Genomic DNA, 23,600 nt, shown 5'->3' on the forward strand with positions numbered 1-23,600 from the left:
CGACACTAGAGGTCTGCGCCGACAGTCTCATCCGACTTTCGTCGCGGTCTCGGCGAAAGTCCGACCGGGGCATGAGGCGGAGCTCCCGGGCGTGTTCCTAGACTGTGCCGGTGCCCAGCTCTCCCGCCCCAGCCGTCGAGATCAGCGGCCTGGTGATGCGGTACGGCGCCAAGACCGCCGTCGACGACCTCTCGCTCACCGTCCCGCGCGGCTCGATCACGGCCGTCCTCGGTCCCAACGGTGCCGGCAAGACCACCACCCTGGAGACGTGTGAGGGCTACCGGCGGCCGCAGGCAGGGACGGTGCGGGTGCTCGGGCTCGACCCGGTCCGCGAGCGCCGCGAGCTGCTCCCCCGGATCGGCGTGATGCTGCAGTCCGGCGGCGCGTGGTCCGGTGTCCGCGCCGACGAGATGCTGCGGCACATCGCCGCCCTGCACGCCGACCCGGTCCCGGTGGAGCTCCTGGTGGACCGGCTCGGGCTCGACGAGTGCGGGCGGACGCCGTACCGGCGGCTCTCCGGCGGCCAGCAGCAGCGGCTCGCGCTGGCGATGGCCGTGGTCGGCCGCCCCGAGCTGCTCTTCGTCGACGAGCCGACGGCCGGCATGGACCCCGGCGCGCGGCGTACCACCTGGGAGCTGCTCAACGAGCTCCGCGACGACGGCGCCACGATCGTGCTCACCACCCACTACATGGACGAGGCGGAGCGGCTCGCCGACCTCGTCCACGTCATCGACCGCGGCCGGCTGATCGCGTCCGGGTCACCCTTCGAGCTGACCCGGTCCAAGGGCGTCTCGACGATCCGCCTGGTCGTCACCGAGCCGTTCCCGCCGACCGCTCCGGAGTCGCTGCGCGCAGCGCTCGGCGGCGACACCGAGGTCACCCCGATCAACCCACAGAGCCTGCTGATCACCGGCCCAGCCGACGCGACCACGCTGGCGAAGGTGTCGGCGTGGTGCGAGGAGCACGGCGTGCTGCCGGAGACGCTCAGCCTCGGCCAGCGCACACTCGAGGACGTCTTCCTGCAGCTCACCGGTCGTGGCCTGGAGGAGGAGCAGTGACGACGAAGACCTTCGCGCCGGCCCCCGGCGCCGCCCCGTTCGGCCGGATGGTCCGCGCCCAGGCGCGGATGGAGACCCGGCTGCTGCTCCGCAACGGCGAGCAGCTGCTGCTCGCGGTGGTGATCCCCGTACTGGCGCTGGTCGGCGGCGTGGTGGCGGCCCGGCAGCTCGACCTGGAGTTCGACCACCGGGCGGTCGACGTACTCACCCCCGGCGTGCTCGCGCTGGCCGTGATGTCGACGGCGTTCACGTCGCTGGCGATCGCGACCGGGTTCGAGCGCCGCTACGGGCTGCTGAAGCGGCTCGGAGCCTCTCCCCTGCCGCGCAGCGGGCTGCTCGCCGGCAAGATCGGCGCACTGCTGGTCGTCGAGGTCCTGCAGGCCGTGGTGATCGCGGCGGTCGGGTTCGGGCTCGGCTGGCGGCCCGACGGCGGTGTGGCCGGGATCGCGCTGGCTGTCGTCGGCGCCCTGCTCGGCACCGCGGCTTTCGCCTCGCTGGGTCTCGCGCTGGCCGGCGTTCTCCGCGCCGAGGCGACGCTGGCCGCGGCCAACCTGGTCTACCTGCTGCTGATGATGGGCGGCGCGGTGCTGCTCCCCCGTTCGTCGTACGGCGGGGCGGGCGCGGCGCTGCAGGTACTCCCCTCCGCGGCGCTCGGCGACAGCCTGCGGGCTGCACTCATCGACGGCCAGCTCGCCCTCGTACCCCTGCTCGTCCTCGGCGCGTGGGCGGTCGCCGGCTCCGTGCTGGCCGCCCGCTTCTTCCGCTGGGAGTAGATATGTCGCTGGACACCGCGCCCCCGGGCGCCCCGAGCCGTCTCGCCCGCCTGCTGTGGCCGCTCGCGGTCGCGAACCTGCTCGCAAACGTCGGCATCGTGGTCACCGGTGGCGCGGTCCGGCTCACCGCATCCGGCCTCGGCTGTCCCGAGTGGCCGCGCTGCACCGACTCGTCGTACACACCACACAGCGAGCTCGGCGTGCACGGCGCGATCGAGTTCGGCAACCGGATGCTGACCTTCGCTCTTGCCGCGGTGGTGCTGCTGACGTTCCTGGCCGCCTGGCGGGCCGGACATCGCCGGGCCACCCGGCTGTCGTTCCTGATCGGCCTCTACATCCCGGCGCAGGCGGTGATCGGCGGGATCACCGTGCTGACCGACCTGAACCCGTGGGTGGTCGCCTTCCACTTCCTGTCTTCGATGGCGATCATCGGGCTCTGCGTGATGCTGCTGGACACCCTGCGCGGGCCGGATCGGGCCGGCTCTTCCGAGGGCGTACGGCGGCTGGCCTGGCTGGTCTTCGCGGTCGGCTGGCTGGTGCTCTACCTCGGGACGGTGGTCACCGGAAGCGGGCCGCACGCCGGCGACCTGGACGCGAAGCGCAACGGGCTCGACCCACAGGTGATGTCGCACGTGCACGCCTCGGCGGTCTACCTACTGGTGGCGCTCACGCTCGGGCTTGTGGTGCAGGCGGTCCGCGAGCGCGACGAGCGGGTACGGCGCGCTGCCGGCGCGCTGCTGCTGCTGGAGCTTGCTCAGGGTGCGGCGGGCTTCGTGCAGTACTACCTCGACCTACCGGTCGGGCTGGTCGCCGTACACATGCTGGGCGCGGCGCTCACGGCGGCCGCGCTGGCCTGGATCGTGCTCTGGAGCCGCCCGCAGGCCGGAGATTCCGGCACAAAATAGACGACGGCAGGCCCACACCCCCGTGAACAGGCCTTGCCGTCGTCATTGGGTAAGACGACGTGAGATGCCTATCGGTTGCCTGTCTCGGCGAACTTTCTTGAGAATTTTCTGCGAGCCGGGCTCAGCGGGTCAGCAGCGGGTCGAGCGCGACCGCCACGAACAGCAGCGACAGGTACAGGTTCGAGGAGTGGAACAGCCGCATCGGCTTGATCACCGACAGGTCCTCGGTGTCCTGGGCTCGCGACCACATCTTGTGGGCCTCGACCAGGAAGACGACGCCCAGCACGGCCGCCGCCGCCGGGTAGAACCAGCCGGTGCCGGCGACCGGCCACAGCACCAGCGACGTCGCGACCATCACCCATGAGTAGGCGACGACCTGCCGGCCGACCTCGCGGGCCGGCTTCACCACCGGGAGCATCGGGACGTCGACGTTTGCGTAGTCCTCGCGGTAGCGCAGCGCCAGCGCCCAGGTGTGCGGCGGGGTCCAGAAGAACACCACCAGGAACAGCACGACCGGCGTCCAGGCCAGCGAGTTGGTGACCGCGGTCCAGCCGATCAGCGCCGGGAAGCAGCCGGCCAGGCCGCCCCAGACGATGTTCTGGGTGGTCCGCCGCTTCAGCACCATCGTGTAGACGAAGACGTAGAACGCATTGGCGAGCACGGCCAGGCCGGCCGACAGCCAGTTGACGAACAGGCCCAGCACCAGCGTCGACAGCACGCCAAGCACGAACCCGAAGATCGTGGCTGCCCGCGGCGACACGATGTGGCGTGGCAGCGCCCGGCGGCGGGTACGGCGCATCTGCTCGTCGATGTCGCGGTCGTACACGCAGTTGAAGACCGACGCCGAGCCCGCCGACAGGGTGCCGCCGATGACGGTGGCGACAACCAGCCCGAGCTCGGGCACCCCACGGGCCGCGAAGAACATCACCGGCACGGTGGTCAGCAGCAACAGCTCGATGACACGAGGCTTGGTGAGACCGACGTACGCCTGCACGACGTCGCGGAGACTCGCGGACGACACTCGGTCGTTGCGGGAGTCGGCCCGCGTGCGAGCAGAGGCCGACTGGCCGACGTACGTCACAGAAACCTCAGGGGTGAAAGGGTGGCGATGCGGAGTCGAGTGTAACGCTCGGCGTGAGTAGGCTCGGCGGCGGACATAGATATTGCCGCTAGCGAAAGAGGACAGCTGTGACCAAGCTCGACTGGACCGACCTCGACCAGCGGGCGGTCGACACCGCTCGGGTCCTGGCGATGGACTCGGTGCAGAAGGTCGGCAACGGCCATCCCGGTACGGCGATGAGCCTGGCGCCGGTCGCCTATCTCCTCTTCCAGAAGCGGATGCGCCACAACCCCGCCGACCCGGCCTGGGCAGGCCGCGACCGGTTCGTGCTCTCCTGCGGCCACTCGAGCATCACCCTCTACACCCAGCTCTACCTCGGCGGCTTCGGGCTCGAGCTCGAGGACCTCAAGCGGCTGCGCGTCTGGGGCAGCAAGACCCCTGGCCACCCCGAGCACGGCCATACCGCGGGCGTCGAGACCACCACCGGCCCGCTCGGCCAGGGTGTCGCCAACGCGGTCGGCATGGCGATGGCGGCCCGCCGCGAGCGTGGCCTGCTCGATCCCGACGCCGAGGACGGCAACAGCCCATTCGACCACCGGATCTACGCCTTGTGCTCCGACGGTGACCTCGAGGAGGGCGTGAGCGGCGAGGCGTCCTCGATCGCCGGCCATCAGCAGCTCGGCAACCTCACGATGATTTACGACGACAACGACATCTCGATCGAGGGCGACACCGACATCGCCTTCAGTGAGAACGTCGCGGCCCGCTACGAGGCGTACGGCTGGCACGTCCAGACCATCGACTGGAGAAACGGCGGCAAGGAGTACGTCGAGGACGTCCAGGCCGTCTGGCATGCGTTGGAGGCGGCTGACAAGGTCACCGACAAGCCGAGCCTGATCGTGCTGCGCACGATCATCGCCTGGCCCGCCCCGAACGCGCAGGACACCGGCAAGGCACACGGCTCCGCGCTTGGCGAAGAGGAGGTCGCCGCCACCAAGAAGGTGCTCGGCTTCGACCCGGCGCAGACCTTCGAGGTCCGCAAGGACGTTCTCGAGCACACGCGCAGCCTGGTCAAGCGGGGCCGGGCCGCCGAGGCGCAGTGGCGTGAGGAGTTCGACGCCTGGGCTGAGGCCAACCCCGAGCGCAAGGCACTCTTCGACCGGATGCTCACCCGCACCCTTCCCAACGGCTGGGCGGCCGCGCTGCCGTCGTACCAACCCGACGAGAAGGGCCTGGCCACCCGCAAGGCCTCCGGTGAGGTGCTCTCCGCGATCGCGCCCGAGCTGCCCGAGCTGTGGGGTGGCTCCGCGGACCTCGCCGAGTCCAACAACACCACGCCCAAGGGCGAGCCGTCGTTCGTGCCGAAGGAGTTCTCGACCAAGGAGTTCCAGGGCGACAAGTACGGGCGGGTGCTGCACTTCGGCATCCGCGAGCACGCCATGGGCTCGATCATGAACGGCATCGCACTGCACGGCGGCACCCGTGTGTACGGCGGCACGTTCCTGGTCTTCTCCGACTACATGCGGCCGGCGGTCCGCCTGGCCTCGCTGATGAAGCTTCCGGTCACCTATGTCTGGACCCACGACTCCATCGGCCTCGGCGAGGATGGCCCCACCCATCAGCCGGTCGAGCATCTCGCGGCCCTGCGCGCGATCCCCGGCCTCGACGTGGTGCGCCCCGCCGACGCCAACGAGACCGTCGCCGCCTGGAAAACAATCCTCGAGCACACCGATCGGCCGGCTGGTCTCTGCCTCACCCGCCAGAACGTCCCCACGTTCCCGCGCGGGAAGGACGGGTTCGCGACGACCGATGGCGTCCGCCGAGGCGGCTACGTCCTGATCGACGCCGAGCGCGGCGCGCCCGACGTCGTACTCATCGGCACCGGGTCTGAAGTCCAGCTCGCGGTCGAGGCGCGGCGGATCCTCGCCGGCAAGGACATCGACGCGCGGGTCGTCTCGATGCCCTGCCGAGAGTGGTTCGACGCGCAGGACGAGGCCTACCGCGACAGCGTGATCCCGCCGATCGTCAAGGCCCGGGTCAGCGTCGAGGCCGGCGTCGCCCAGGGCTGGCGCGAGGTCGTCGGCGACCACGGCCACATCGTGTCGCTTGACCACTTCGGCGCCTCGGCCGACTTCGCCACGATCTTCCGCGAGTTCGGGATCACCGCAGAGGCGGTCGCCCTGGCGGCGGAGGAGAGCCACTACCTGTACAAGCGCGCCAAGCGATAACAGAGCCTCACCCCATCGGAGGAACGAAGATGTCAGAGCGTCTGCAGCAACTCGCCGAAGCCGGGGTCTCGATTTGGCTCGACGACCTGTCCCGCGAGCGGATCGAGACCGGCAACCTAGCCGAGCTGATCAAGGACAAGTCCGTGGTCGGCGTGACCACCAACCCGTCGATCTTCGCGGCGGCACTCAAGGAGGGCGAGCGGTACGACGCGCAGGTGCGGTCGCTGGTCGCCGCCGGGGCGGACGTCGACTCGACCGTGTTCGAGCTGACAACGACCGACGTACGCGACGCGTGCGATGTCTTGGCGCCGGCCTACGAGGCCACCGACGGCGTCGACGGCCGGGTCTCGATCGAGGTGGCGCCGGACCTGGCGCACGACACCGACGCGACGGTCGAGTCCGCACGCGCCCTGTGGGCCGAGGTGGACCGCGAGAACCTCTTCATCAAGATCCCGGCGACCACCGAGGGCGGACCGGCGATCACGACCGTGATCGGTGAGGGGATCAGCGTCAACGTGACCCTGATCTTCGGCCTCGGCCGCTACCGCGAGGTGATGGAGTCCTACGTCGCCGGGCTCGAGGCGGCGCTGGCCGCCGGGCAGGACCTGTCCAAGATCCACTCGGTCGCCTCCTTCTTCGTCTCCCGGGTCGACACCGAGATCGACAAGCGGCTGGAGGCGCTCGGCTCGGAGGAGGCGCTCGGGCTGCGCGGCAAGGCAGGGGTCGCGAACGCGCGGCTCGCCTACCAGGCTTACCAGGAGTTCTTCACCGGGGAGCGCTGGCAGAAGCTCGCCGACGCCGGCGCGAACACCCAGCGTCCGCTGTGGGCCTCGACCGGAGTCAAGAACCCGGACTACCGCGACACGATGTATGTCGACGACCTGGTCGTCGCGAACACCGTGAACACGATGCCCGAGAAGACGCTGGAAGCGGTGGCCGACCATGGCGAGATCGCGGGTGACCAGGTCACCACGAACTACGCCCACGCATCGTCGGTGATGGCGGCGCTGGCCGCCGTCGGCGTCGAGTACGACGACGTGATCGCCGTACTCGAGAAGGAGGGCGTCGAGAAGTTCGTGACCTCGTGGAACGAGCTCCTCGGCACGGTCCAGGAGCAGCTCGAGGCCGCGCGCGGATGACCGCCTGGAACACCACCAAGGGTGAGGGCTTCGAGCTCTTCTTCGGCTACCCGGACGAGTCTGCGTTCGCCTCCGCGGTCGAGGAGCTCGTCGCCGACAAGGTGGCGAGCCGGCTCGCCGCCCAGGACAAGACGCTGTGGGGCAAGGCGGCCGAGGCGGAAGCCGGGAAGCGGCTGGCCTGGGTGTCGCTGGCGGACACCTCACGACCGCTGCTCGCCGAGATCGCCGAGCTGCGGTCCTCACTCGCCGAGTCGGGTGTGACTCGCGTGGTCCTCTGCGGCATGGGCGGCTCGTCGCTCGCGCCGGAGGTGATCTGTGGCGCAGCGGGCGTCGACCTCGTCGTACTCGACTCCTCCGACCCGGACTTCGTGCGTACCGCACTGGAGGAACGGCTGGCCGAGACGGTGGTCGTGGTGTCCAGCAAGTCCGGTGGCACCGTCGAGACCGACAGCCAGAAGCGCGCCTTCGAGAAGGCGTTCCGCGATGCCGAGATCGACCCGGCCGAGCGGATCGTGGTGGTCACCGATCCCGGCTCGCCGCTCGACGAGGCGGCGACGTCGGCGGGCTACCGCGTCTTCCGCGCGGACCCGTCGGTGGGCGGCCGCTACTCGGCGCTGACCGCGTTCGGGCTGGTGCCGAGCGGGCTGGCCGGTGCCGACATCGAGGCGCTGCTGGACGAGGCGGCGGCGATCCAGCCGGCCCTGGAGGCCGACGGCGACGACAACCCCGGGCTGCGGCTGGGCGCGCTGCTCGGCATCGCCAACCACGCCGGCGTCGACAAGCTGGTGCTGGCCAACGCCGGCGCGCCGTACGCCGGACTCGGTGACTGGGCGGAGCAGCTGGTCGCTGAGTCCACCGGCAAGGACGGCCTGGGCGTCCTGCCCGTGGTCGTCGAGAGCACCGACGCGCCCAACTTCGTCCCGAGCACGCCCGACGAGGTCCTCGTGACGTTCGGTCCGGAGTTCGTGTTCGACAAGGTCCGCCCGGCGTCGTCGTACGGCGCCACGATCGACGCGCCACTCGGTGCGCAGCTGCTGCTCTGGGAGTACGCCACCGCGGTGGCCGGACGCGTGATCGGCATCAACCCGTTCGACCAGCCCGACGTCGAGAGCGCCAAGGCCGCCGCGCGGTCGATGCTCGACGGTGCAGGAGCCGCTCCGTCGCCCGACTACACCGACGGGCACGTCCAGATCTACGCCTCGGGCGACTGGCTTCCGGACAGCGCCGAGTCGATCGCCGACGCGGTCACGGCACTGCTGGACCAGGTGACCGACCGCGGGTACGTCGCGGTCCAGGCTTACCTCGACCGGCACCGCGACGCAGCCCTCGAGGCCGTCCGGCCGGCGCTCGCGACCCGGACCGGCCGGCCGGTGACTTTCGGCTGGGGGCCGAGGTTCCTGCACTCCACCGGCCAGTACCACAAGGGTGGCCCGGCGACCGGCATCTACCTGCAGATCACCGGCGTACCCGTGGCCGACCTGGACGTGCCGGACCGGCCGTTCACGTTCCACGAGTTCCTCACCTCGCAGGCGGTCGGCGACGGCCAGGTGCTCGCCCAGCACCGTCGTCCGATACTGCGGCTGCATGTCACCGACCTGGCCGCCCTCGACGTGGTCCGGAGCGCGTTGACGTGACCGCATTCGCGGACCCGACCGTCAAGGTACTCGCGACCGAGGCCGACGTGGTCGCCGAGGTGGCGACCGCGCTGGTCACCCGGCTCGCGGAGATCCAGTCGGTCGGCCGAGTACCGGCCATCGTGCTGACCGGCGGCACCATCGCGGCACTGGTCCACGCGGCGGTCGCCGTACATCCGCGGGCCCGCGACGTCGATTGGACGCGGGTGGAGATCTGGTACGGCGACGAGCGGTACGTCGCGGCCGACTCCCCCGACCGCAACGCCGTCCAGGCCCGGGAGTCGCTGCTCGACCACGTCCCGGTCAATGCGGACCTGGTGCACGAGATGCCGGCCGCCGACGGACCCTTCGGGCCGGACCTGGACGCTGCCGCCGCGGCGTACGCCTCGACGCTGCGTGCCGAGCCGTTCGACATCGTGATGCTCGGCATGGGACCGGACGGGCACTGCGCCTCTCTGTTCCCCGGCTTCCCGCAGGTGCACGCCGCCGGCCCGGTCGTCCCCGTCACCGGGTCCCCCAAGCCCCCACCCGAGCGGCTCTCCCTCACCATCCCCGCACTCAGCAACACCCGCGACATCTGGTTCCTGGTCAGTGGCGACGGGAAGGCCGACGCCGCGGCGCGGGCCCTCGCCCGAGACGCCCGCGTGGACGACGTCCCGGCCTCCGGCCCCCGCGGCCTAGAACGCACCGTCTGGTACCTCGACACAGCAGCCGCCGCCCATCTGCGCTGACCGGGCACTTTTGGCTGGTGCAGATGCGCTGACCGGGCATCTTTGGTTCGCGCAGAAGCGCCGACCGGGCACGAATGGCGGACGACTTGAGCACCTGTGGATAGAGAACGCACGTTCTCTGTAACCGAGCGATGCTTTCGCGCATGTCTCGTCCGAGTTGGTGCTCCTCCGACGTCGTGCTTCTCGACGAGGACTGTCCGTTGCCGTTCGACGTGCCGTTCACACCTCAGCAGGCGGCCACCGAAGGCGTACCACGCGGTGTCCTGCGGGTGCTGTACGAGCGCGGGCTGGTGCGGCGCCTGTTGCAAGGCGTCTACGGCGTCGCGCAACTCCCGGACACGATCGGCACCCGGTGCGCGGCGCTCCGCCTCGTTGTACCCGACTCGGCGATTGTGACCGATCGCACGGCTGCCTGGCTGCACGGCGTCGACATCCAGTACCGCAGCGCACCGTATGTGCCACCGCCGATCTCGGTCTTCAGCGCATCTGGGTCCCGGTTGCGCAGGCCGGGAGTCGCAAGCGGCATCCGTGGACTGCGCTCGCGAGACGTGACCCGGATCGACGGACTCCGAGTCACCACACCGCTGCGGACGGCCTGCGATCTCGGCCGGTTGTTGTGGCGCTTCGACGCCCTGGCAGCGCTCGACGGCTTCCTCCGGTTGGGAGTCGACCACGACGAGCTGCTTGCCGAGGTCGAGCGGTACAAGGGCTATCGCGGCGTCCGTCAGCTGCGCGCGTTCGCACCGCTGGCCGACGGCCGCGCCGAGTCGCCGCCCGAGTCGGCACTACGACTGCACTGGTACGACGCCGGCCTGCCGCGACCCGAACCGCAGGTCTGGGTGTACGACGACGACGGCGTTGCCGTGTTCCGTGTCGACCTCGCGCTCGAGGAGGTGCTGTTCGGTGCCGAGTTCGACGGCAAGGAGTTCCACAGCTCAGACGAGGACCGGGATTACGACGCCGATCGCCGTGCCTGGATGACCGAGCACCGGAAGTGGACCTTCGAGATCTTCGAAGCCGAGGACATCTACGGCCGCCTGGCAGATCCCGGCCCAAGACTCCGCGCAGGAATCGCGAAGGCTCGCCAATCGATCAGCCGGTGGACGCTGACCCGCCATTCGTGACCGGTCGCCGCGCTGACTAAACCAAAAGTGCCCGGTCAGCGCGCGCGCACGCTCAGAAGATGATGTCGCCGTTCTTGCGGCGGGTACGAAGGAGTTGCAGGGCCTCGTCGAGGATGTCCTCGGCCTCCTTCTCGGAGCGCCGTTCCTTCACGTAGGCCAGGTGGGTCTTGTAGGGCTCGATCTTCGGCGCAGGGGGCGGGTTCTCGGAGTCCAGGCTCGCCGGGAGGCCACAACGTGGGCAGTCCCAGGACTCCGGGATCTGCGCGTCCACCGAGAAGGTCACCACGGACCGGTGATGGTGCGAGCAGAAGTAAGTCACGGTCTGCCGGGGTGCGGCCTCACCGCGCTCCGCCTCCCCCATTGGCCCGGCCCCCACCCGGCTACCACGAATGGCGTTTCCTCCACCAGCCACGAACTAACTTCCCTTCGTCAGGGGCGGTAGGCCATGAGCAGGCCCAACGCGACGATGCATGCAAACCAGATGACACCGATGCCGACCGTCAAACGATCGAGGTTGCGTTCAGCAACGGATGATCCGCCGAGACCGCTTGAGACACCGCCGCCGAACATGTCGGACAGGCCGCCCCCGCGGCCTTTGTGCAGCAAAACGAGCAGGATGAGCAGGGAGCTCGTGATCACGAGCAGGACGGTGAAGAGAAGAATCACGATCGCTGATCCTACGTCACAAAAGGCTGATCACAGCAAAGGCATGTCGTAGAAACGGCAGATGCCTCCGAACTCGTCGACCTGCAGACTTGCACCGCCGACGAGACAGCCGTCTACGTCCGTTTTGTCCATGATTCCGGCGACGTTGGCGGCCTTGACGGAGCCGCCGTACAGGATCCGGACGGCGGCGGCCGTGTCGGCGCCGTGCACCTCCGCCACCTGCCCGCGGATCGCCGTACAGACCTCCTGCGCGTCGTCAGGGGTCGCCACCTCGCCGGTGCCGATCGCCCACACCGGCTCGTAGGCGATCACCAGCCCGGCGACCTGCTCGGCGCTCAGGCCGGCCAGTGAGCCGTCGACCTGAGCCATCGTGTGCGGGACGTGCTCGCCTGCCTGGCGTACGTCGAGACCCTCGCCGACGCAGACGATCGGGGTCATGCCGGCAGCGAGCACCTTCGCCGCCTTGGCGTTGACCACCTCGTCAGTCTCGGCGTGGTACTGCCGCCGCTCCGAGTGGCCGACGACGACGTACGTGCAGCCGAGCTTGGCCAGCATCGCCGCGGAGATCTCGCCGGTGTAGGCGCCGGGTTCGTGCGTCGACACGTCCTGGGCGCCGTACTTGATCGACAGCCGGTCGCCGTCGACCAGCGTCTGCACCGACCGCAGATCCGTGTACGGCGGCAGCACGGCCACCTCGACCTTGCCGTAGTCGTGCCGCTTGTCCGACAGCGTCCAGGCGAGCTTCTGGACCAGCACCACCGCTTCCTGGTGGTTGAGGTTCATCTTCCAGTTGCCCGCCATCAGCGGGACCCGAGTGTGCTTGGCCATCAGTCCTCCAGAACCGCGATCCCCGGGAGCTCCTTGCCCTCGAGGTACTCCAGGCTGGCGCCGCCGCCGGTCGAGATGTGGCCGAACGCCGACTCCTCGAAACCGAGCTGGCGCACCGCCGCTGCCGAGTCGCCGCCACCGACCACTGACAGCCCGTCGACGCGCGTCAGCGCCTCGGCGACCGCACGGGTGCCGGCGGCGAACGCCTCGACCTCGAACACGCCCATCGGGCCGTTCCAGAACACGGTCCTGGCGTCGGCCAGCTCCGCGGCGAACGCCTTCGCCGACTCCGGTCCGATGTCCAGGCCGAGGCTGTCGGCCGGGATCTCGGACGCGGGTACGACGACCGGCTCCGGCTCGCGGTCACCGCTGGGGAACGCGGTGTCGACCACGATGTCGGTCGGCAGCACAATCTCGACGCCGGACTCCGACGCCCGCGCCAGGTAGGCCCGGCAGGTGTCGAGCTGGTCCTCCTCGAGCAGGCTCTTGCCGACCTCGTGCCCCTGCGCCTTCAGGAACGTGAAGACCATGCCACCGCCGATCAGCAGCTTGTCGGCCTTGTCGAGCAGGTTGTCGATGACGCCGAGCTTGTCGGAGACCTTCGAGCCGCCGAGCACCACGACGTAGGGCCGCTCCGGCGAGACCGTCAGCCGGCGCAGCACGTCGATCTCGGTCGCGACCAGCTGGCCCATCGCGTGTGGCAGCCGCTGCGCCACGTCGTACACCGACGCCTGCTTGCGGTGCACCACGCCGAACCCGTCGGACACGAACGCGTCCGCGAGCCCGGCCAGCTGGTCGGCGAACGCGCCACGCTCGGCGTCGTCCTTGCTGGTCTCGCCGGCGTTGAACCGGACGTTCTCCAGCACCGCGACCTCACCGTCGGCTAGCCCGCCCACGACCGCGGCGGCGCTCTCCCCTACCGTGTCGGTCGCGAACGCCACCGGCACACCGAGCAGCTCGCCCAGACGGGCCGCCACCGGCGCCAGCGAGTACGCCGGATCCGGGGTGCCCTTCGGCCGGCCGAGGTGCGCGACCACGACCACCCGGGCACCCGCCTCGGCGAGTCCTTGGATGGTCGGCACCGAGGCCCGGATCCGGCCGTCGTCGGTGATGGTCATGCCGTCCAGCGGAACGTTGAGGTCGCTGCGGACCAATACCCGCTTACCCCGCACGTCGCCCAACGACGACGACAGCGGGGTCGAGAACTGCGTCATTACCCAGTCAACCGTGGGCGTCAGAGCGAGGCGCCGACGTACGTGATCAGGTCGGCGAGACGGTTGGAGTAGCCCCACTCGTTGTCGTACCAGCCGACGACCTTGACCTGGTTGCCGATCACCTTGGTGAGCGGCGCGTCGAAGATGCACGACGCCGGGTCGGTGACGATGTCCGAGGACACGATCGGGTCGGTCGAGTAGCGCAGGTACGGCGCCAGCGCGCCCTCGGCGCCGGCCTTCACGATCTCGTTGACCTCATCGACCGAGGTCTCCCGGCTGGCCTCGAAGGTCAGGTCGGTGGCCGAGCCGGTCGGCACCGGCACCCGGAGCGCGTAGCCGTCGAGCTTGCCCTTCAGCTCCGGCAGCACCAGGCCGATCGCCTTCGCCGCGCCGGTCGAGGTCGGCACCACGTTGAGCGCTGCCGCGCGGGCACGACGCGGGTCCTTGTGGATGTTGTCCTGCAGGTTCTGGTCGGCGGTGTAGGCGTGGATAGTGGTCATCAGGCCCTTGACGATGCCGAGCTCGTCGTGGAGGACCTTGGCCATCGGCGCCAGGCAGTTGGTGGTGCAGGAGGCGTTCGAGATGACCGCGTGGCCGGCGGCGTCGTACTGCTCGTGGTTGACGCCCATCACCACGGTGATGTCCTCGTTCGAGGCGGGCGCGGAGATGATGACCTTCTTGGCGCCACCGTTGTCGATGTGGGCGCGGGCCTTGGTGGCGTCGGTGAAGAAGCCGGTCGACTCGACCACGATGTCGGCGCCGATGTCGGCCCACTTCAAGTTGGCCGGGTCGCGCTCGGCGAACGCGGCGATGCTCTGGTCGCCGACCCTGATCGCGTCGTCGGTCGAGGTGACGTCGGCGTCAAGCCGGCCGAGGATCGAGTCGTACTTCAGCAGGTGCGCCAGCGACGCGTTGTCGGTGAGGTCGTTGACCCCCACGATCTCGATGTCGGCTCCCCCGTTGGCTTGCAGAGTGCGCACCGCACGAAAAAAATTCCGGCCGATCCGGCCGAAGCCGTTGATACCTACGCGAACAGTCACTGCAGTCTCCTGGTCTCGGTGGTGGGTGTTCAGTCACCCGCCTTGACGGAAAGCGCCGGTGTTCAGTCACCAGCACGCCGCGAGCCTAGCGCCACGCCGCCGGGCACCCACGCCCCCATCCGCCATACGTGCCAGTAACGGGGTTTCGATGCGCCCGTCGCGAGCTCGTCCCTCGCTCGCGGGGCTTACTCAACCTCGTCTCGCGACGCAGCCCGCTCGTTCCTCACGGCCTGCTGCTCGCTTGATCAGGCTTCCTCGGCAAGCATCTCGGCGGTCAGCGACGACTCGGTGTTGGGTACGCCGATCTCCTCGGCCCGCTTGTCGGCCATTGCTAGCAGCCGCCGGATCCGGCCGGCGATCGCGTCCTTGGTGAGCACCGGGTCGTGTAGCTGGCCGAGCTCCTCCAGCGACGCCTGCTTGTGCTCCAGCCGGAGGTGGCCGGCGAGCTTGAGGTGGTCCGGCACCTCGTCGCCGAGGATCTCCAGCGCCCGCTCGACCCGCGCACCCGCGGCCACGGCGGCCCGGGCGGAACGGCGCAGGTTGGCGTCGTCGAAGTTGGCAAGCCGGTTGGCGGTGGCCCGGACCTCGCGCCGCATCCGGCGCTCCTCCCAGGCCATCAGGGACTCGTGTGCGCCCAGCCGGGTGAGCAGCGCGCCGATGGCGTCACCGTCGCGGATCACGACCCGGTCGACACCGCGCACCTCGCGCGCCTTGGACGAGATGCTCAGCCGCCGGGCGACGCCGACCAGCGCCAGTGCCGCCTCGGGCCCGGGACAGGTCACCTCCAGCGAGGACGAGCGGCCCGGCTCGGTGAGCGAACCGTGGGCGAGGAACGCGCCGCGCCAGGCGGCCACCGCGTCACAGCCGCCACCGGACACCACCTGCGGCGGCAGCCCACGGACCGGCCGGCCACGCTGGTCCAGGAGGCCGGTCTGGCGGGCCAGCGCCTCGCCGTCCTTGACCACGCGGACGACGTACCGGCTGCCCTTGCGGATGCCGTTGCCCTGCACCATCACCACGTCGGAGGTGTGGCCGAAGACCTCAGCGATGTCCTTCCGGAGGCGGCGCGCCGCGGCTCCGGTATCGAGCTCGGCCTCCACTACGATCCGGCCGCTCACGATGTGCAGACCGCCGGCGAAGCGGAGCATCGAGGAGACCTCGGACTTCCGACAGCAGGTCTTGGTGATGTGGGTGCTGGCCAGTTCCGCCTTCACCTGTGCTGTCATCGCCATGCGCCCGATCCTGCCACGTCACCCCATGATTCGCGCGTAGGCAGTGGCCAGTTTGCGTGGATCGTGCCTCGGTGACCCGTCCTCCATCGCAATATCTGCGACCACGAGCTTGGCGCCGGCCGACGCCACCGCCTCCTCGAGCGGATGCGCGTCGGCGACCGACGCCCGGTCGGCGAGCACGGTGTGGATGCGGAGCTCGGGCGCGTGGTCGAACAGGGCGGCAAGGTGGTCCTCGGGTGCGAAGCCGGTTGTCTCCCCCGGCTGCCCCTCGAGGTTGAGTACGACGATCACCTCGCCCTCGGTCTCGACCAGCGCCTTGCGGAGGTCTGGAACCAGCAGATGCGGGATGACCGACGTGTACCAGGAGCCCGGACCGAGCAGCACCCAGTCGGCGTACCGGACCGCGTCGAGCGCCTCCGGGCAGGCGGCCGGGTCCGGCGGGTCGAGCCGCACCGAGACCAGGTCGCCGGGCGTGGTCGCCACCTGTACCTGGCCGCGAACCGTGGTGAGCTCGTCACTACCCTCGGCACCGCGCACCTCGGCGATGATGTCCATCGGCGTCAGCGCCATCGGCAGCACCCGGCCGCGCGCGTCCAGCAGCCGACCGACCCAGTCGAGGCCGTCGACGTGCTCGCCGAGCAGCTCCCAGAGCGCGACGATCAGCAGGTTGCCGAGAGAGTGGCCGCGCATCTCGCCCTGGCCGGCGAAGCGGTGCTGGAGCACCTTCGCCCAGGTCTGGCCCCACTCGTCGTCGCCGCAAAGGGCGGCGAGCGCCATCCGCAGGTCACCGGGCGGGAGTACGCCGAACTCGCCGCGCAGCCGCCCGGACGAGCCGCCGTTGTCGGCCACGGTCACCACCGCGGTCAGGTCGCGGACCACCTGGCGCAGCGCCGACAGCGACGCGAACAGGCCGTGGCCGCCGCCCAGGGCAACCGCCGCCTGCTCCAAGGGAACGTCGTCCTCCGCGCCGGGCACGCTCACTCCCGCCCGAGGTCGCGGTGGGTGGGGCGGGCGTCGTACCCCTGGCCGATCAGGCGCGCGGAGATCTCCTCAGTCATCGCGACGCTGCGGTGCTTGCCGCCGGTGCAGCCGACCGCGATCGTCATGAACCGCTTGCCCTCGCGCAGGTAGCCCGCGGCGACGGTGCCGAGCACCGGGAGGTACTGCTCCAGGAACTCCTCGGCGCCGGGCTGGCTCTTGACGTACTCCGACACCTCGGTGTCACGGCCGTTCATCGGCCGCAGCTCCGGCACCCAGTGCGGGTTCGGCAGGAATCGCATGTCCGCGACGAGGTCGGCGTCGACCGGGATGCCGTACTTGAAGCCGAAGCTGATCACGGTGATCTTCAGCCGGGTCGAGTCCGGCGAGCCGAACGCCTCGGCGACCTTGTCGGTCAGCTCGTGGACGTTGAGGTCGGTGGTGTCGATGACCACGTCGGCATTGCCACGGAGGTTGGCCAGGGCGACCCGCTCGCGCTGCAGGCCGTCGATCAGCCGGCCGCCACCCTGCAGCGGGTGCGGGCGCCGGGCGGCCTCCTGGCGCCGTACCAGTACGTCGTCGGAGGCCTCGATGAAGAGCAGGGTGGTACGTCGCCCGGTCGCGCCCTGCGCGAGGTTGGCCTCCAGCGAGTCGAAGAAGGCGCCGGAGCGGACGTCGACCACGACCGCGATCGGCTGCTGCCGGCCCCGGCTCTCGTCGACCAGCCGGACCACGTCGCGCAGCAGGCTCGGCGGCAGGTTGTCGACGACGTAGAAGCCGAGGTCCTCCAGCTCCTTGGCGGCCGTGCTCCGCCCGGCTCCGGTCATCCCCGTGACCACGACGACCTCGCCGGTCGTGTTGTCGTCACCATCTGCCGGTGGGTGCACTAGCTCTCCTGGATCTCGCCGGTGGCCGTGTTGACGGAGACAGTCTTGCGCGACGCGGCGCCCTCCTGGACGGCAGCCTTGATCGCGGCGGCGGTCCGTGGCCCGATGCCGGGCACCTCGGCGATCTGCTCGACGGTCGCGGCGCGCAGCTTGCGGAGCGAGCCGAAGTGCTTGAGCAGCGTCTTGCGGCGTACCTCACCCAGCCCGGGTACGTCGTCGAGCAGGCTCTCGACCATGGTCCGCGAGCGGCGGGAGCGATGGTGGGTGATCGCGAACCTGTGGGCCTCGTCGCGGACCCGCTGCAGCAGGTAGAGCGCCTCCGAGCTGCGCGCCAGGATCACCGGGTCCTCCTGCGCTGGCAGCCACACCTCCTCGAGCCGCTTGGCCAGGCCGCAGACCGGGATGTCGTCGATGCCGAGCTCGTCGAGCGCCCGCTGCGCGGCCGCGACCTGTGGCGGGCCGCCGTCGACGACGACCAGGCCGGGCGCGTACGCGAACTTGCGCGGCCGGCCGGTCTCCGGGTCGACCAGCATCGGTCCGTCCTGGCTGGTGGCACCGGTGGTGACGTCACCGCTGTCGGCGCGCTCGTCCAGCATCCGCCGGAACCGGCGGGTGATCACCTCGTGCATCGAGGCGACGTCGTTCTGGCCGTCCACACCCTTGATCACGAACCGGCGGTACTCGCTCTTGCGGGCCAACCCGTCCTCGAAGACCACCATCGAGGCCACCACCTCGGTGCCCTGCAGGTTGGACACGTCGAAGCACTCGATCCGCAGCGGCACCTCGTCGAGCTCGAGCGCGGCCTGGATCTCCTCGAGCGCCTGGTTGCGGGCGGTCAGGTCGCTGGCGCGCTTGGTCTTGTGCAACATCAGCGACTGCTTGGCGTTGCGGGCGACGGTCTCCTGCAGCGTCTTCTTGTCGCCGCGCTGCGGGACCCTGATCGAGACCCGGCTCCCCCGCAGCTCGCTGAGCAGCTGCTCGAGCGTGTCGGCGTCCGGCGGCAGCGCGGGGACCAGGATCTCGCGCGGGATCGCGTCACCCTCCTCGCCGGCGTACAGCTGGAGGACGAAGTTCTCGACCAGCTCGGGAGTGGCGCCCTCTTCGACGCGGTCGGCCACCCAGCCGCGCTGGCCGCGGATCCGGCCGCCGCGCACGTAGAAGATCTGGACGGCGACCTCGAGCGGGTCCTCGGCCAGCGCGATCACGTCGGTGTCGGTGCCGTCGCCGAGCACCACCGCCTGCTTCTCCAGCGCCTTGTCGAGCGCGGCCAGGTCGTCGCGGAGCCGGGCCGCCCGCTCGAACTCCAAGGCGTCGGACGCGGCGTACATCTCCTTCTGGATCCGCTTCACGAACGCGCTGGTGTTGCCGGCCATGAAGTCACAGAAGTCGTCGACGATCGCGCGGTGCTCCTCCTCGCTGACCCGGCCGACACAGGGAGCGGAGCACTTGTCGATGTAGCCGAGCAGGCAGGGCCGGCCGATCTGCGCGGAGCGCTTGAACACGCCGTTGCTGCACGAGCGCATCGGGAACACCCGGAGCAGCAGGTCCACGGTCTCCCGGATCGCCCAGGCATGGCTGTAGGGGCCGAAGTAGCGGGTGCCCTTCCGCTTGGCGCCGCGGCCGACCATCACCCGGGGGAACTCGTCGCCCACCGTCACCGCGAGCCACGGGTAGGACTTGTCGTCGCGGTACTTCACGTTGAACCGCGGGTCGAACTCCTGGATCCAGGAGTACTCCAGCTGGAGCGCCTCGACCTCGGTGTTCACCACCGTCCACTCCACGCCGGCGGCGGAGCTCACCATCGCCGCCGTCCGCTGGTGGAGCCCGGCGATGTCCTGGAAGTACGACGACAGCCGGGCGCGCAGGTTCTTCGCCTTGCCGACGTAGATCACCCGGCCGCGCGCGTCGCGGAACCGGTAGACGCCTGGCTGGGTCGGGACCGACCCCGGCTTGGGTCGGTAGCTGCGCGGATCGGCCACGCAGCAACCCTACGGCGCACCGGGGACAGTCCGGTCCCGGGCGCGGGCGACCACACGAGATTCTCTGACTATAGTCAGAGATATGACCGAGATCGAACAGGTACGGCGCTTCAACAGGCTGGTCACCCAGCGGGTCGGCGTCCTCGACGACGAGTACCTCGGCCGGGCCCGCTCGGTCGGCGCGTCCCGGCTGCTCTGGGAGCTGCCGCCGGACGGCGCCGACCTGCGCTCGCTGCGCGCCCGGCTCGGCCTGGACAGCGGCTACCTGACCCGGCTGCTCGGCCGGCTGCAGGCCGAGGGCCTGGTCCGGGTCGACGTCGACCGCGACGACAAGCGGGTACGCCGGGCCCGGCTCACCGCGGCCGGGCGGCGCGAGCGGGAGACCCTCGACCGGTCCAGCGACGCTCTCGCCGAGTCGCTGCTCGCACCACTGTCGGCCGGGCAGCGCCGGAGACTGCTGGCGGCGATGGCCGATGTCGAGCAGCTGCTCACCGCCGGTCTCGCCGAGCTCCGGCTCGTCGACCCGGGCGGCCCGCTGGCGACGTACTGCTGGGAGCAGTACTTCGCCACCCTCAATGCGGCGTTCGACGCCGGGTTCGATCCCGGCGCCAGCCGGAAGGTCGATGTCGCGGAGGTCAGCGAGCCGCACGGAGCGACGCTGGTCGCGATGCTTCGCGAGGAGCCGGTCGGCTGCGGCTCGGTCAAGCACCACGGCGACTGGGCGGAGGTGAAGCGGGTCTGGGTGGCACCGTCGGCGCGCGGGCTCGGGCTGGCCAGGCGGATCATGTCCGAGCTGGAGACGCTGGCCGCCGAGCGCGGTGCGACCGCCGTACGGCTGGACACCAACAAGGCGCTGAGCGCGGCGATCTCCCTGTATCGCGGGCTCGGGTACGTCGAGATCCCGGCGTACAACGACGAGCCCTACGCCCACCACTGGTTCGAGAAGCGGCTGGACGGCGGCAAAAGTTAAGGGTGTGGCGACCCGCGCCATCGGCCGGCGCCGCTTCTAGGGTGAGCCGGGAAGGCCGGACCACGCGGCCCTGATCTCGGGAGCATCGATGCGCAGGAAAGCACTGGTCGCGGCCGTCGCGACCGCCCTCGCCGCCGGCGTCGCGCTGGTGGGCGGGCCCACCGGAGCCACCGGCAGCAACCCGTCCGACCGCGCCGAGCAGCGCCTCGGCGTCTACCTCGTCCACGACGTCCGCGGAGCCGCCGTAGAGAGGCTGGCCGGAACCGGCGTCTCGGTCGAGGAGCCTGCTGGCGACGGTGTCACCGTGTCCGGCACCGACCGGCAGGCCGACCGGCTCCGCGAGCGCGGCTACCGGGTGACCACGCTGAGCGAGCCCGGCCGGGTCGAGGAGGTCAGCCGCGCCGCCGCTGCCGAGGAGTACCCGCCCGGGTTCGAGGCGTACCACACCTACGACGAGATGGTCGCCGCACTCGACAAGATCGTCGCTGACCACCCGGACATCGCCCAGAAGTTCTCGCTGGGCAAGTCGCACGAGGGCCGCGACATCTGGGGCCTCAAGATCAGCGACCAGGTGGCCACCGACGAGGCCGAGCCGGAGGCGCTGTTCACCTGCCGCCTGCACGCGCGCGAGATCATTACCACCGAGCAGTGCCTGGCCTGGGCGGACCTACTGGTCGGCGGCTACGGGTCGGATGACCGGATCACCGGCCTCGTCGACGGGCGCGAGGTGGTGATCATCCCGGAGGTGAACCCGGACGGCGCCGAGTTCGACATCGCCAGCGGTGACTTCGCGATGTGGCGCAAGAACCGGCAGCCAAACGCGGGCTCGTCGTACGTCGGCACCGACCTCAACCGGAACTTCGGCTACAAGTGGGGCTGCTGCGACGGCTCCAGCACCGACCCGAGCGCCGAGGACTACCGCGGCGAAGCCGCCTTCTCCGCTCCCGAGGCGCGAGTGATCCAGGACTACACCGAGTCGCGGGTCAAGGACGGCAAGCAGCAGATCACCACCCACATCGACGCGCACAGCTACGGCGACCTGGTGCTCTACCCGTACGGCTACACCGACGAGGACGTGCCGTCGGACATGACCCAGGACGAGCACGAGACCGTGGTCGCGCTCGGCCAGGCCTTCGCCAAGGAGAACGGCTACACCGCCGAGCAGAGCAGCGAGCTCTACATCACCGACGGGGCGATCGACGACAACTCGTTCGGCCACCTGTACGGCGATGGCGATCGCCACTGGGGCGTCGCGGCCTTCACCTTCGAGATCGGCGACGACTTCTACCCGCCGGCCTCCGAGATCGAGGCACTTACAGGCAAGAATTCGGAGCCATTTCTGATCGCGCTGGACTACGCTGACTGCCCCAGCCGGATCATCGGGAAGCCCTGTAGCTGAGGGGTTGGCGAGACCGGAATTGCCCGGGCGTGGGGACACGTCCAGGCAATTCGAAATTGTTTCTCTAGTGCTTTAGTGTTCTTTCATGGCTTCGAGGGACCTCTACGACCTCGCGCTGACCACCGGCGAGGCGCCTGCCGCGGCGTACAACCGCGGGGTGGCGAGCCTGCTCCGGCTGCACCCCGGGCCCCTGGAGGCGGTCTCGTCGTCGGTCACCCTCGACCCGACCTTCGCCCTCGGCCACGCCGCTCTCGCGCTCCTCGGCCATGAGTTCTGCGCACCTGTCGACATCGAGAGCCGGCTCGCCGACGCACAGCTGCACGCGCGCCGCGGGTCCGAGCGCGAGCGCAGCCATGTGCACGCCGTCGACAGCCACGTCCGCGGCGACTCCGCTCCCCTGGTCCGGCACCTCGGCGTCTGGCCGGCCGACGCACTGCTGCTCTCGGTCGCGGTGCCGACGATCGCGTTCGCCGGCGCCACCACGGTGCCGCAGGAAGCGTGGCGGCTGGTCGAGGACGCGCGACCGGCGTACGGCGACGACTGGTGGTACGCCGGGCTGCTCGCGTTCATGCGGCAGGAGCAGGGCCGGTTCGACGAGGCGATGGACCTGGCGTGTACGGCGCTCGCCGAGGAACCGGCCAGCGGCCACGCCGCCCACGCCCGGGCGCATGCCCACTACGAGACCGGCGACCACAAGAGCGGCCTGGCCTGGATGGACGACTGGATCCATGGCGACGGCGCGGTCGTCGACAAGCTCAGCCACTTCTCCTGGCACGCCGCGCTGCACGAGCTGTCGATGGGCGACCTGGACGCCGTCGCCCTGCGGTACGACGACCAGCTGAGCCCGACCCCGGCACTCGGCTGCCGGGCCCTGGTCGACTCGGGATCGCTGATCTGGCGGTGGACGATCACGCCCGGCGCCGGCGCCGTACCCGCGATCGGCGAGGTGATCAAGAACGCCGGCACCGAGCTGCACCAGCCGCAGACCCCCTTCATGGCGATGCACGCCGCGGTGGCGCTGTGTAGCGCCGACGACGCCAGCGGCCTGACCCGGCTCGGCGCCTGGTGCGCGGCGTCCGCCGACGCCACGCTGCGCGAGGTCTGCGCGCCGCTCGCCTCCGCCCTCCGGCTGCTTTTGCATGGCCAGCCCGGCCTGTGTGCGGACCGGCTCGCCGACCTCGAGCAGAACCTGTGGCGAGTCGGCGGCAGCGACGCTCAGCGCGAGGTCGTCGAGGAGACCCGGATCAGCGCGCTGCTGCGCGCCGGCCGGTACGACGACGCCCGCGCCGTCATCGACCGCCGCCTCGACCGCCGGCACTGTCGCCGCGACGAGTGGTTCCGCGACGCCACCCACCGACCCGGCCCGTCTTCACGCCCCTGAACGCCGACCCGGCCCGTCTTGACGTCAGTGCACGCTGACCCGGCCCGTCTTGACGTCAGTGCACGCTGACCCGGCCCTTGTTGACGTGCGTCGTGTCAACACAGGCCGGGTCGCGGCATGTGGGCGTGAAGACGGGCCGGGTCAGCGTCGTACTGGGTGAAGACGGGCCGGGTCAGCATCAGCCTGAGACGCTTCTATAGGTTGTCAACCCCTGCCGCGAGGTGTCGGTAGAGCTCGCGGGCGATGTATCTCTTGAGGCAGCGGCGGATGCGGGGCTTGCTAAGGGACTCGGCGGTGCGGCGCGCGACGTAGGCGCGGGTGGCGGGGTGGTGCTGCATGCGGGTCTTGGCGATGGAGTGCAGGGCTCGGTTGAG

General features: G+C 70.3%; 21 protein-coding genes and 1 pseudogene. 11 read left to right on the forward strand and 11 right to left on the reverse strand.

The window, feature by feature from the left end:
* Positions 1-110: 110 nt before the first annotated feature.
* Genes DDV73_RS17605 through DDV73_RS17615 form a run of 3 tightly spaced genes read left to right on the forward strand, consistent with a single transcriptional unit; the run spans position 111 to position 2,736 of the window.
* Positions 111-1,058 carry an ABC transporter ATP-binding protein gene (locus tag DDV73_RS17605; RefSeq protein ID WP_240617338.1) on the forward strand — a complete coding sequence of 316 codons (948 nt, stop codon included), beginning with the start codon at positions 111-113 and terminating at the stop codon, positions 1,056-1,058.
* The gene (locus tag DDV73_RS17610; RefSeq protein WP_206050934.1) at positions 1,055-1,831 is read left to right on the forward strand and encodes an ABC transporter permease; all 777 of its coding nucleotides are present in this window, start codon (positions 1,055-1,057) and stop codon (positions 1,829-1,831) included. The genes DDV73_RS17605 and DDV73_RS17610 overlap by 4 nt, the downstream gene beginning before the upstream one ends.
* Before the next feature lie 2 nt (positions 1,832-1,833).
* Positions 1,834-2,736 (forward strand): COX15/CtaA family protein, encoded by a 903-nt coding sequence (locus DDV73_RS17615; protein WP_109508572.1) that lies wholly within the window; start codon positions 1,834-1,836, stop codon positions 2,734-2,736.
* 121 nt (positions 2,737-2,857) lie between these two features.
* Here the strand turns inward: DDV73_RS17615 and DDV73_RS17620 are convergent, their stop codons facing one another.
* Positions 2,858-3,817, reverse strand: a complete 960-nt coding sequence (locus DDV73_RS17620; protein ID WP_109508573.1) for a heme o synthase — start codon at positions 3,815-3,817, stop codon at positions 2,858-2,860.
* Between the two features lie 107 nt (positions 3,818-3,924).
* Here DDV73_RS17620 and tkt point away from each other — a divergent pair, with 107 nt between their 5' ends.
* The 5 genes from tkt (at position 3,925) to DDV73_RS17645 (ending at position 10,652) form a co-directional block, all read left to right on the forward strand.
* Positions 3,925-6,024: a transketolase gene (gene tkt, locus DDV73_RS17625; RefSeq protein ID WP_109508574.1), complete on the forward strand. Its 2,100-nt coding sequence runs from the start codon at positions 3,925-3,927 to the stop codon at positions 6,022-6,024.
* A gap of 29 nt (positions 6,025-6,053) precedes the next feature.
* A complete protein-coding gene (gene tal, locus DDV73_RS17630; protein ID WP_109508575.1) occupies positions 6,054-7,163 on the forward strand; it encodes a transaldolase in 1,110 nt (369 codons plus the stop codon).
* Entirely contained in the window at positions 7,160-8,797 is a 1,638-nt protein-coding gene (locus DDV73_RS17635) for a glucose-6-phosphate isomerase (protein ID WP_109508576.1), read from the forward strand. The genes tal and DDV73_RS17635 overlap by 4 nt, the downstream gene beginning before the upstream one ends.
* The gene (gene pgl, locus DDV73_RS17640) at positions 8,794-9,528 is read left to right on the forward strand and encodes a 6-phosphogluconolactonase (RefSeq protein ID WP_109508577.1); all 735 of its coding nucleotides are present in this window, start codon (positions 8,794-8,796) and stop codon (positions 9,526-9,528) included. Before DDV73_RS17635 ends, pgl begins: the two co-directional genes overlap by 4 nt.
* A 143-nt stretch (positions 9,529-9,671) precedes the next feature.
* On the forward strand, positions 9,672-10,652 hold the full coding sequence (locus DDV73_RS17645; protein ID WP_154402799.1) for a hypothetical protein: 981 nt from the start codon (positions 9,672-9,674) through the stop codon (positions 10,650-10,652).
* A 52-nt stretch (positions 10,653-10,704) separates the two neighbouring features.
* On the opposite strand, the gene DDV73_RS17650 is transcribed toward DDV73_RS17645, so the two are convergent.
* The 9 genes from DDV73_RS17650 to uvrC all read right to left on the reverse strand — a co-directional run bounded on the left by DDV73_RS17650 (position 10,705) and on the right by uvrC (position 19,476).
* Positions 10,705-11,064 (reverse strand): RNA polymerase-binding protein RbpA, encoded by a 360-nt coding sequence (locus tag DDV73_RS17650; RefSeq protein ID WP_109508579.1) that lies wholly within the window; start codon positions 11,062-11,064, stop codon positions 10,705-10,707.
* Positions 11,065-11,081: 17 nt separating this feature from the next.
* On the reverse strand, positions 11,082-11,318 hold the full coding sequence (gene secG, locus DDV73_RS17655) for a preprotein translocase subunit SecG (protein ID WP_109508580.1): 237 nt from the start codon (positions 11,316-11,318) through the stop codon (positions 11,082-11,084).
* A gap of 30 nt (positions 11,319-11,348) precedes the next feature.
* The gene (gene tpiA / locus DDV73_RS17660; RefSeq protein ID WP_109508581.1) at positions 11,349-12,146 is read right to left on the reverse strand and encodes a triose-phosphate isomerase; all 798 of its coding nucleotides are present in this window, start codon (positions 12,144-12,146) and stop codon (positions 11,349-11,351) included.
* The gene (locus DDV73_RS17665) at positions 12,146-13,360 is read right to left on the reverse strand and encodes a phosphoglycerate kinase (RefSeq protein WP_109508582.1); all 1,215 of its coding nucleotides are present in this window, start codon (positions 13,358-13,360) and stop codon (positions 12,146-12,148) included. The genes tpiA and DDV73_RS17665 overlap by 1 nt, the downstream gene beginning before the upstream one ends.
* 20 nt (positions 13,361-13,380) lie before the next feature.
* The gene (gene gap, locus DDV73_RS17670) at positions 13,381-14,400 is read right to left on the reverse strand and encodes a type I glyceraldehyde-3-phosphate dehydrogenase (protein WP_109508583.1); all 1,020 of its coding nucleotides are present in this window, start codon (positions 14,398-14,400) and stop codon (positions 13,381-13,383) included.
* Between the two features lie 245 nt (positions 14,401-14,645).
* Entirely contained in the window at positions 14,646-15,632 is a 987-nt protein-coding gene (gene whiA, locus DDV73_RS17675; RefSeq protein ID WP_109508584.1) for a DNA-binding protein WhiA, read from the reverse strand.
* Positions 15,633-15,650: 18 nt separating this feature from the next.
* Positions 15,651-16,607: a gluconeogenesis factor YvcK family protein gene (locus DDV73_RS17680; RefSeq protein WP_109508596.1), complete on the reverse strand. Its 957-nt coding sequence runs from the start codon at positions 16,605-16,607 to the stop codon at positions 15,651-15,653.
* A gap of 2 nt (positions 16,608-16,609) precedes the next feature.
* Positions 16,610-17,497 carry an RNase adapter RapZ gene (rapZ, locus tag DDV73_RS17685; RefSeq protein WP_109508585.1) on the reverse strand — a complete coding sequence of 296 codons (888 nt, stop codon included), beginning with the start codon at positions 17,495-17,497 and terminating at the stop codon, positions 16,610-16,612.
* Positions 17,497-19,476 (reverse strand): excinuclease ABC subunit UvrC, encoded by a 1,980-nt coding sequence (gene uvrC, locus DDV73_RS17690; RefSeq protein WP_109508586.1) that lies wholly within the window; start codon positions 19,474-19,476, stop codon positions 17,497-17,499. Before uvrC ends, rapZ begins: the two co-directional genes overlap by 1 nt.
* A gap of 82 nt (positions 19,477-19,558) precedes the next feature.
* Here uvrC and DDV73_RS17695 point away from each other — a divergent pair, with 82 nt between their 5' ends.
* The 3 genes from DDV73_RS17695 (at position 19,559) to DDV73_RS17705 (ending at position 23,226) form a co-directional block, all read left to right on the forward strand.
* A complete protein-coding gene (locus DDV73_RS17695; RefSeq protein ID WP_109508587.1) occupies positions 19,559-20,446 on the forward strand; it encodes a helix-turn-helix domain-containing GNAT family N-acetyltransferase in 888 nt (295 codons plus the stop codon).
* 88 nt (positions 20,447-20,534) lie between these two features.
* Positions 20,535-21,845 carry a M14 family metallopeptidase gene (locus DDV73_RS17700; RefSeq protein WP_109508588.1) on the forward strand — a complete coding sequence of 437 codons (1,311 nt, stop codon included), beginning with the start codon at positions 20,535-20,537 and terminating at the stop codon, positions 21,843-21,845.
* 85 nt (positions 21,846-21,930) lie between these two features.
* Positions 21,931-23,226, forward strand: a complete 1,296-nt coding sequence (locus DDV73_RS17705) for a tetratricopeptide repeat protein (protein WP_109508589.1) — start codon at positions 21,931-21,933, stop codon at positions 23,224-23,226.
* Between the two features lie 194 nt (positions 23,227-23,420).
* On the opposite strand, the pseudogene DDV73_RS28820 reads toward DDV73_RS17705, so the two are convergent.
* Positions 23,421-23,600: pseudogene (locus tag DDV73_RS28820) on the reverse strand (IS110 family transposase); the annotation flags it as partial.

The sequence above is a fragment of the Nocardioides speluncae genome (assembly GCF_003121585.1).
In the GTDB taxonomy this organism is placed as follows: Bacteria; Actinomycetota; Actinomycetes; order Propionibacteriales; family Nocardioidaceae; genus Nocardioides; species Nocardioides speluncae.

Excerpts from the sequence above, each read along its gene's own strand:
- DDV73_RS17645 (WP_154402799.1), top strand. The coding sequence starts at position 9,672 with ATGTCTCGTCCGAGTTGGTGCTCCTCCGACGTCGTGCTTCTCGACGAG.
- DDV73_RS17665 (WP_109508582.1), bottom strand. The coding sequence starts at position 13,360 with ATGACGCAGTTCTCGACCCCGCTGTCGTCGTCGTTGGGCGACGTGCGG.
- tpiA (WP_109508581.1), bottom strand. The coding sequence starts at position 12,146 with ATGGCCAAGCACACTCGGGTCCCGCTGATGGCGGGCAACTGGAAGATG.
- DDV73_RS17700 (WP_109508588.1), top strand. The coding sequence starts at position 20,535 with ATGCGCAGGAAAGCACTGGTCGCGGCCGTCGCGACCGCCCTCGCCGCC.
- DDV73_RS17695 (WP_109508587.1), top strand. The coding sequence starts at position 19,559 with ATGACCGAGATCGAACAGGTACGGCGCTTCAACAGGCTGGTCACCCAG.
- DDV73_RS17635 (WP_109508576.1), top strand. The coding sequence starts at position 7,160 with ATGACCGCCTGGAACACCACCAAGGGTGAGGGCTTCGAGCTCTTCTTC.
- whiA (WP_109508584.1), bottom strand. The coding sequence starts at position 15,632 with ATGGCGATGACAGCACAGGTGAAGGCGGAACTGGCCAGCACCCACATC.
- tal (WP_109508575.1), top strand. The coding sequence starts at position 6,054 with ATGTCAGAGCGTCTGCAGCAACTCGCCGAAGCCGGGGTCTCGATTTGG.
- DDV73_RS17615 (WP_109508572.1), top strand. The coding sequence starts at position 1,834 with ATGTCGCTGGACACCGCGCCCCCGGGCGCCCCGAGCCGTCTCGCCCGC.
- DDV73_RS17705 (WP_109508589.1), top strand. The coding sequence starts at position 21,931 with ATGGCTTCGAGGGACCTCTACGACCTCGCGCTGACCACCGGCGAGGCG.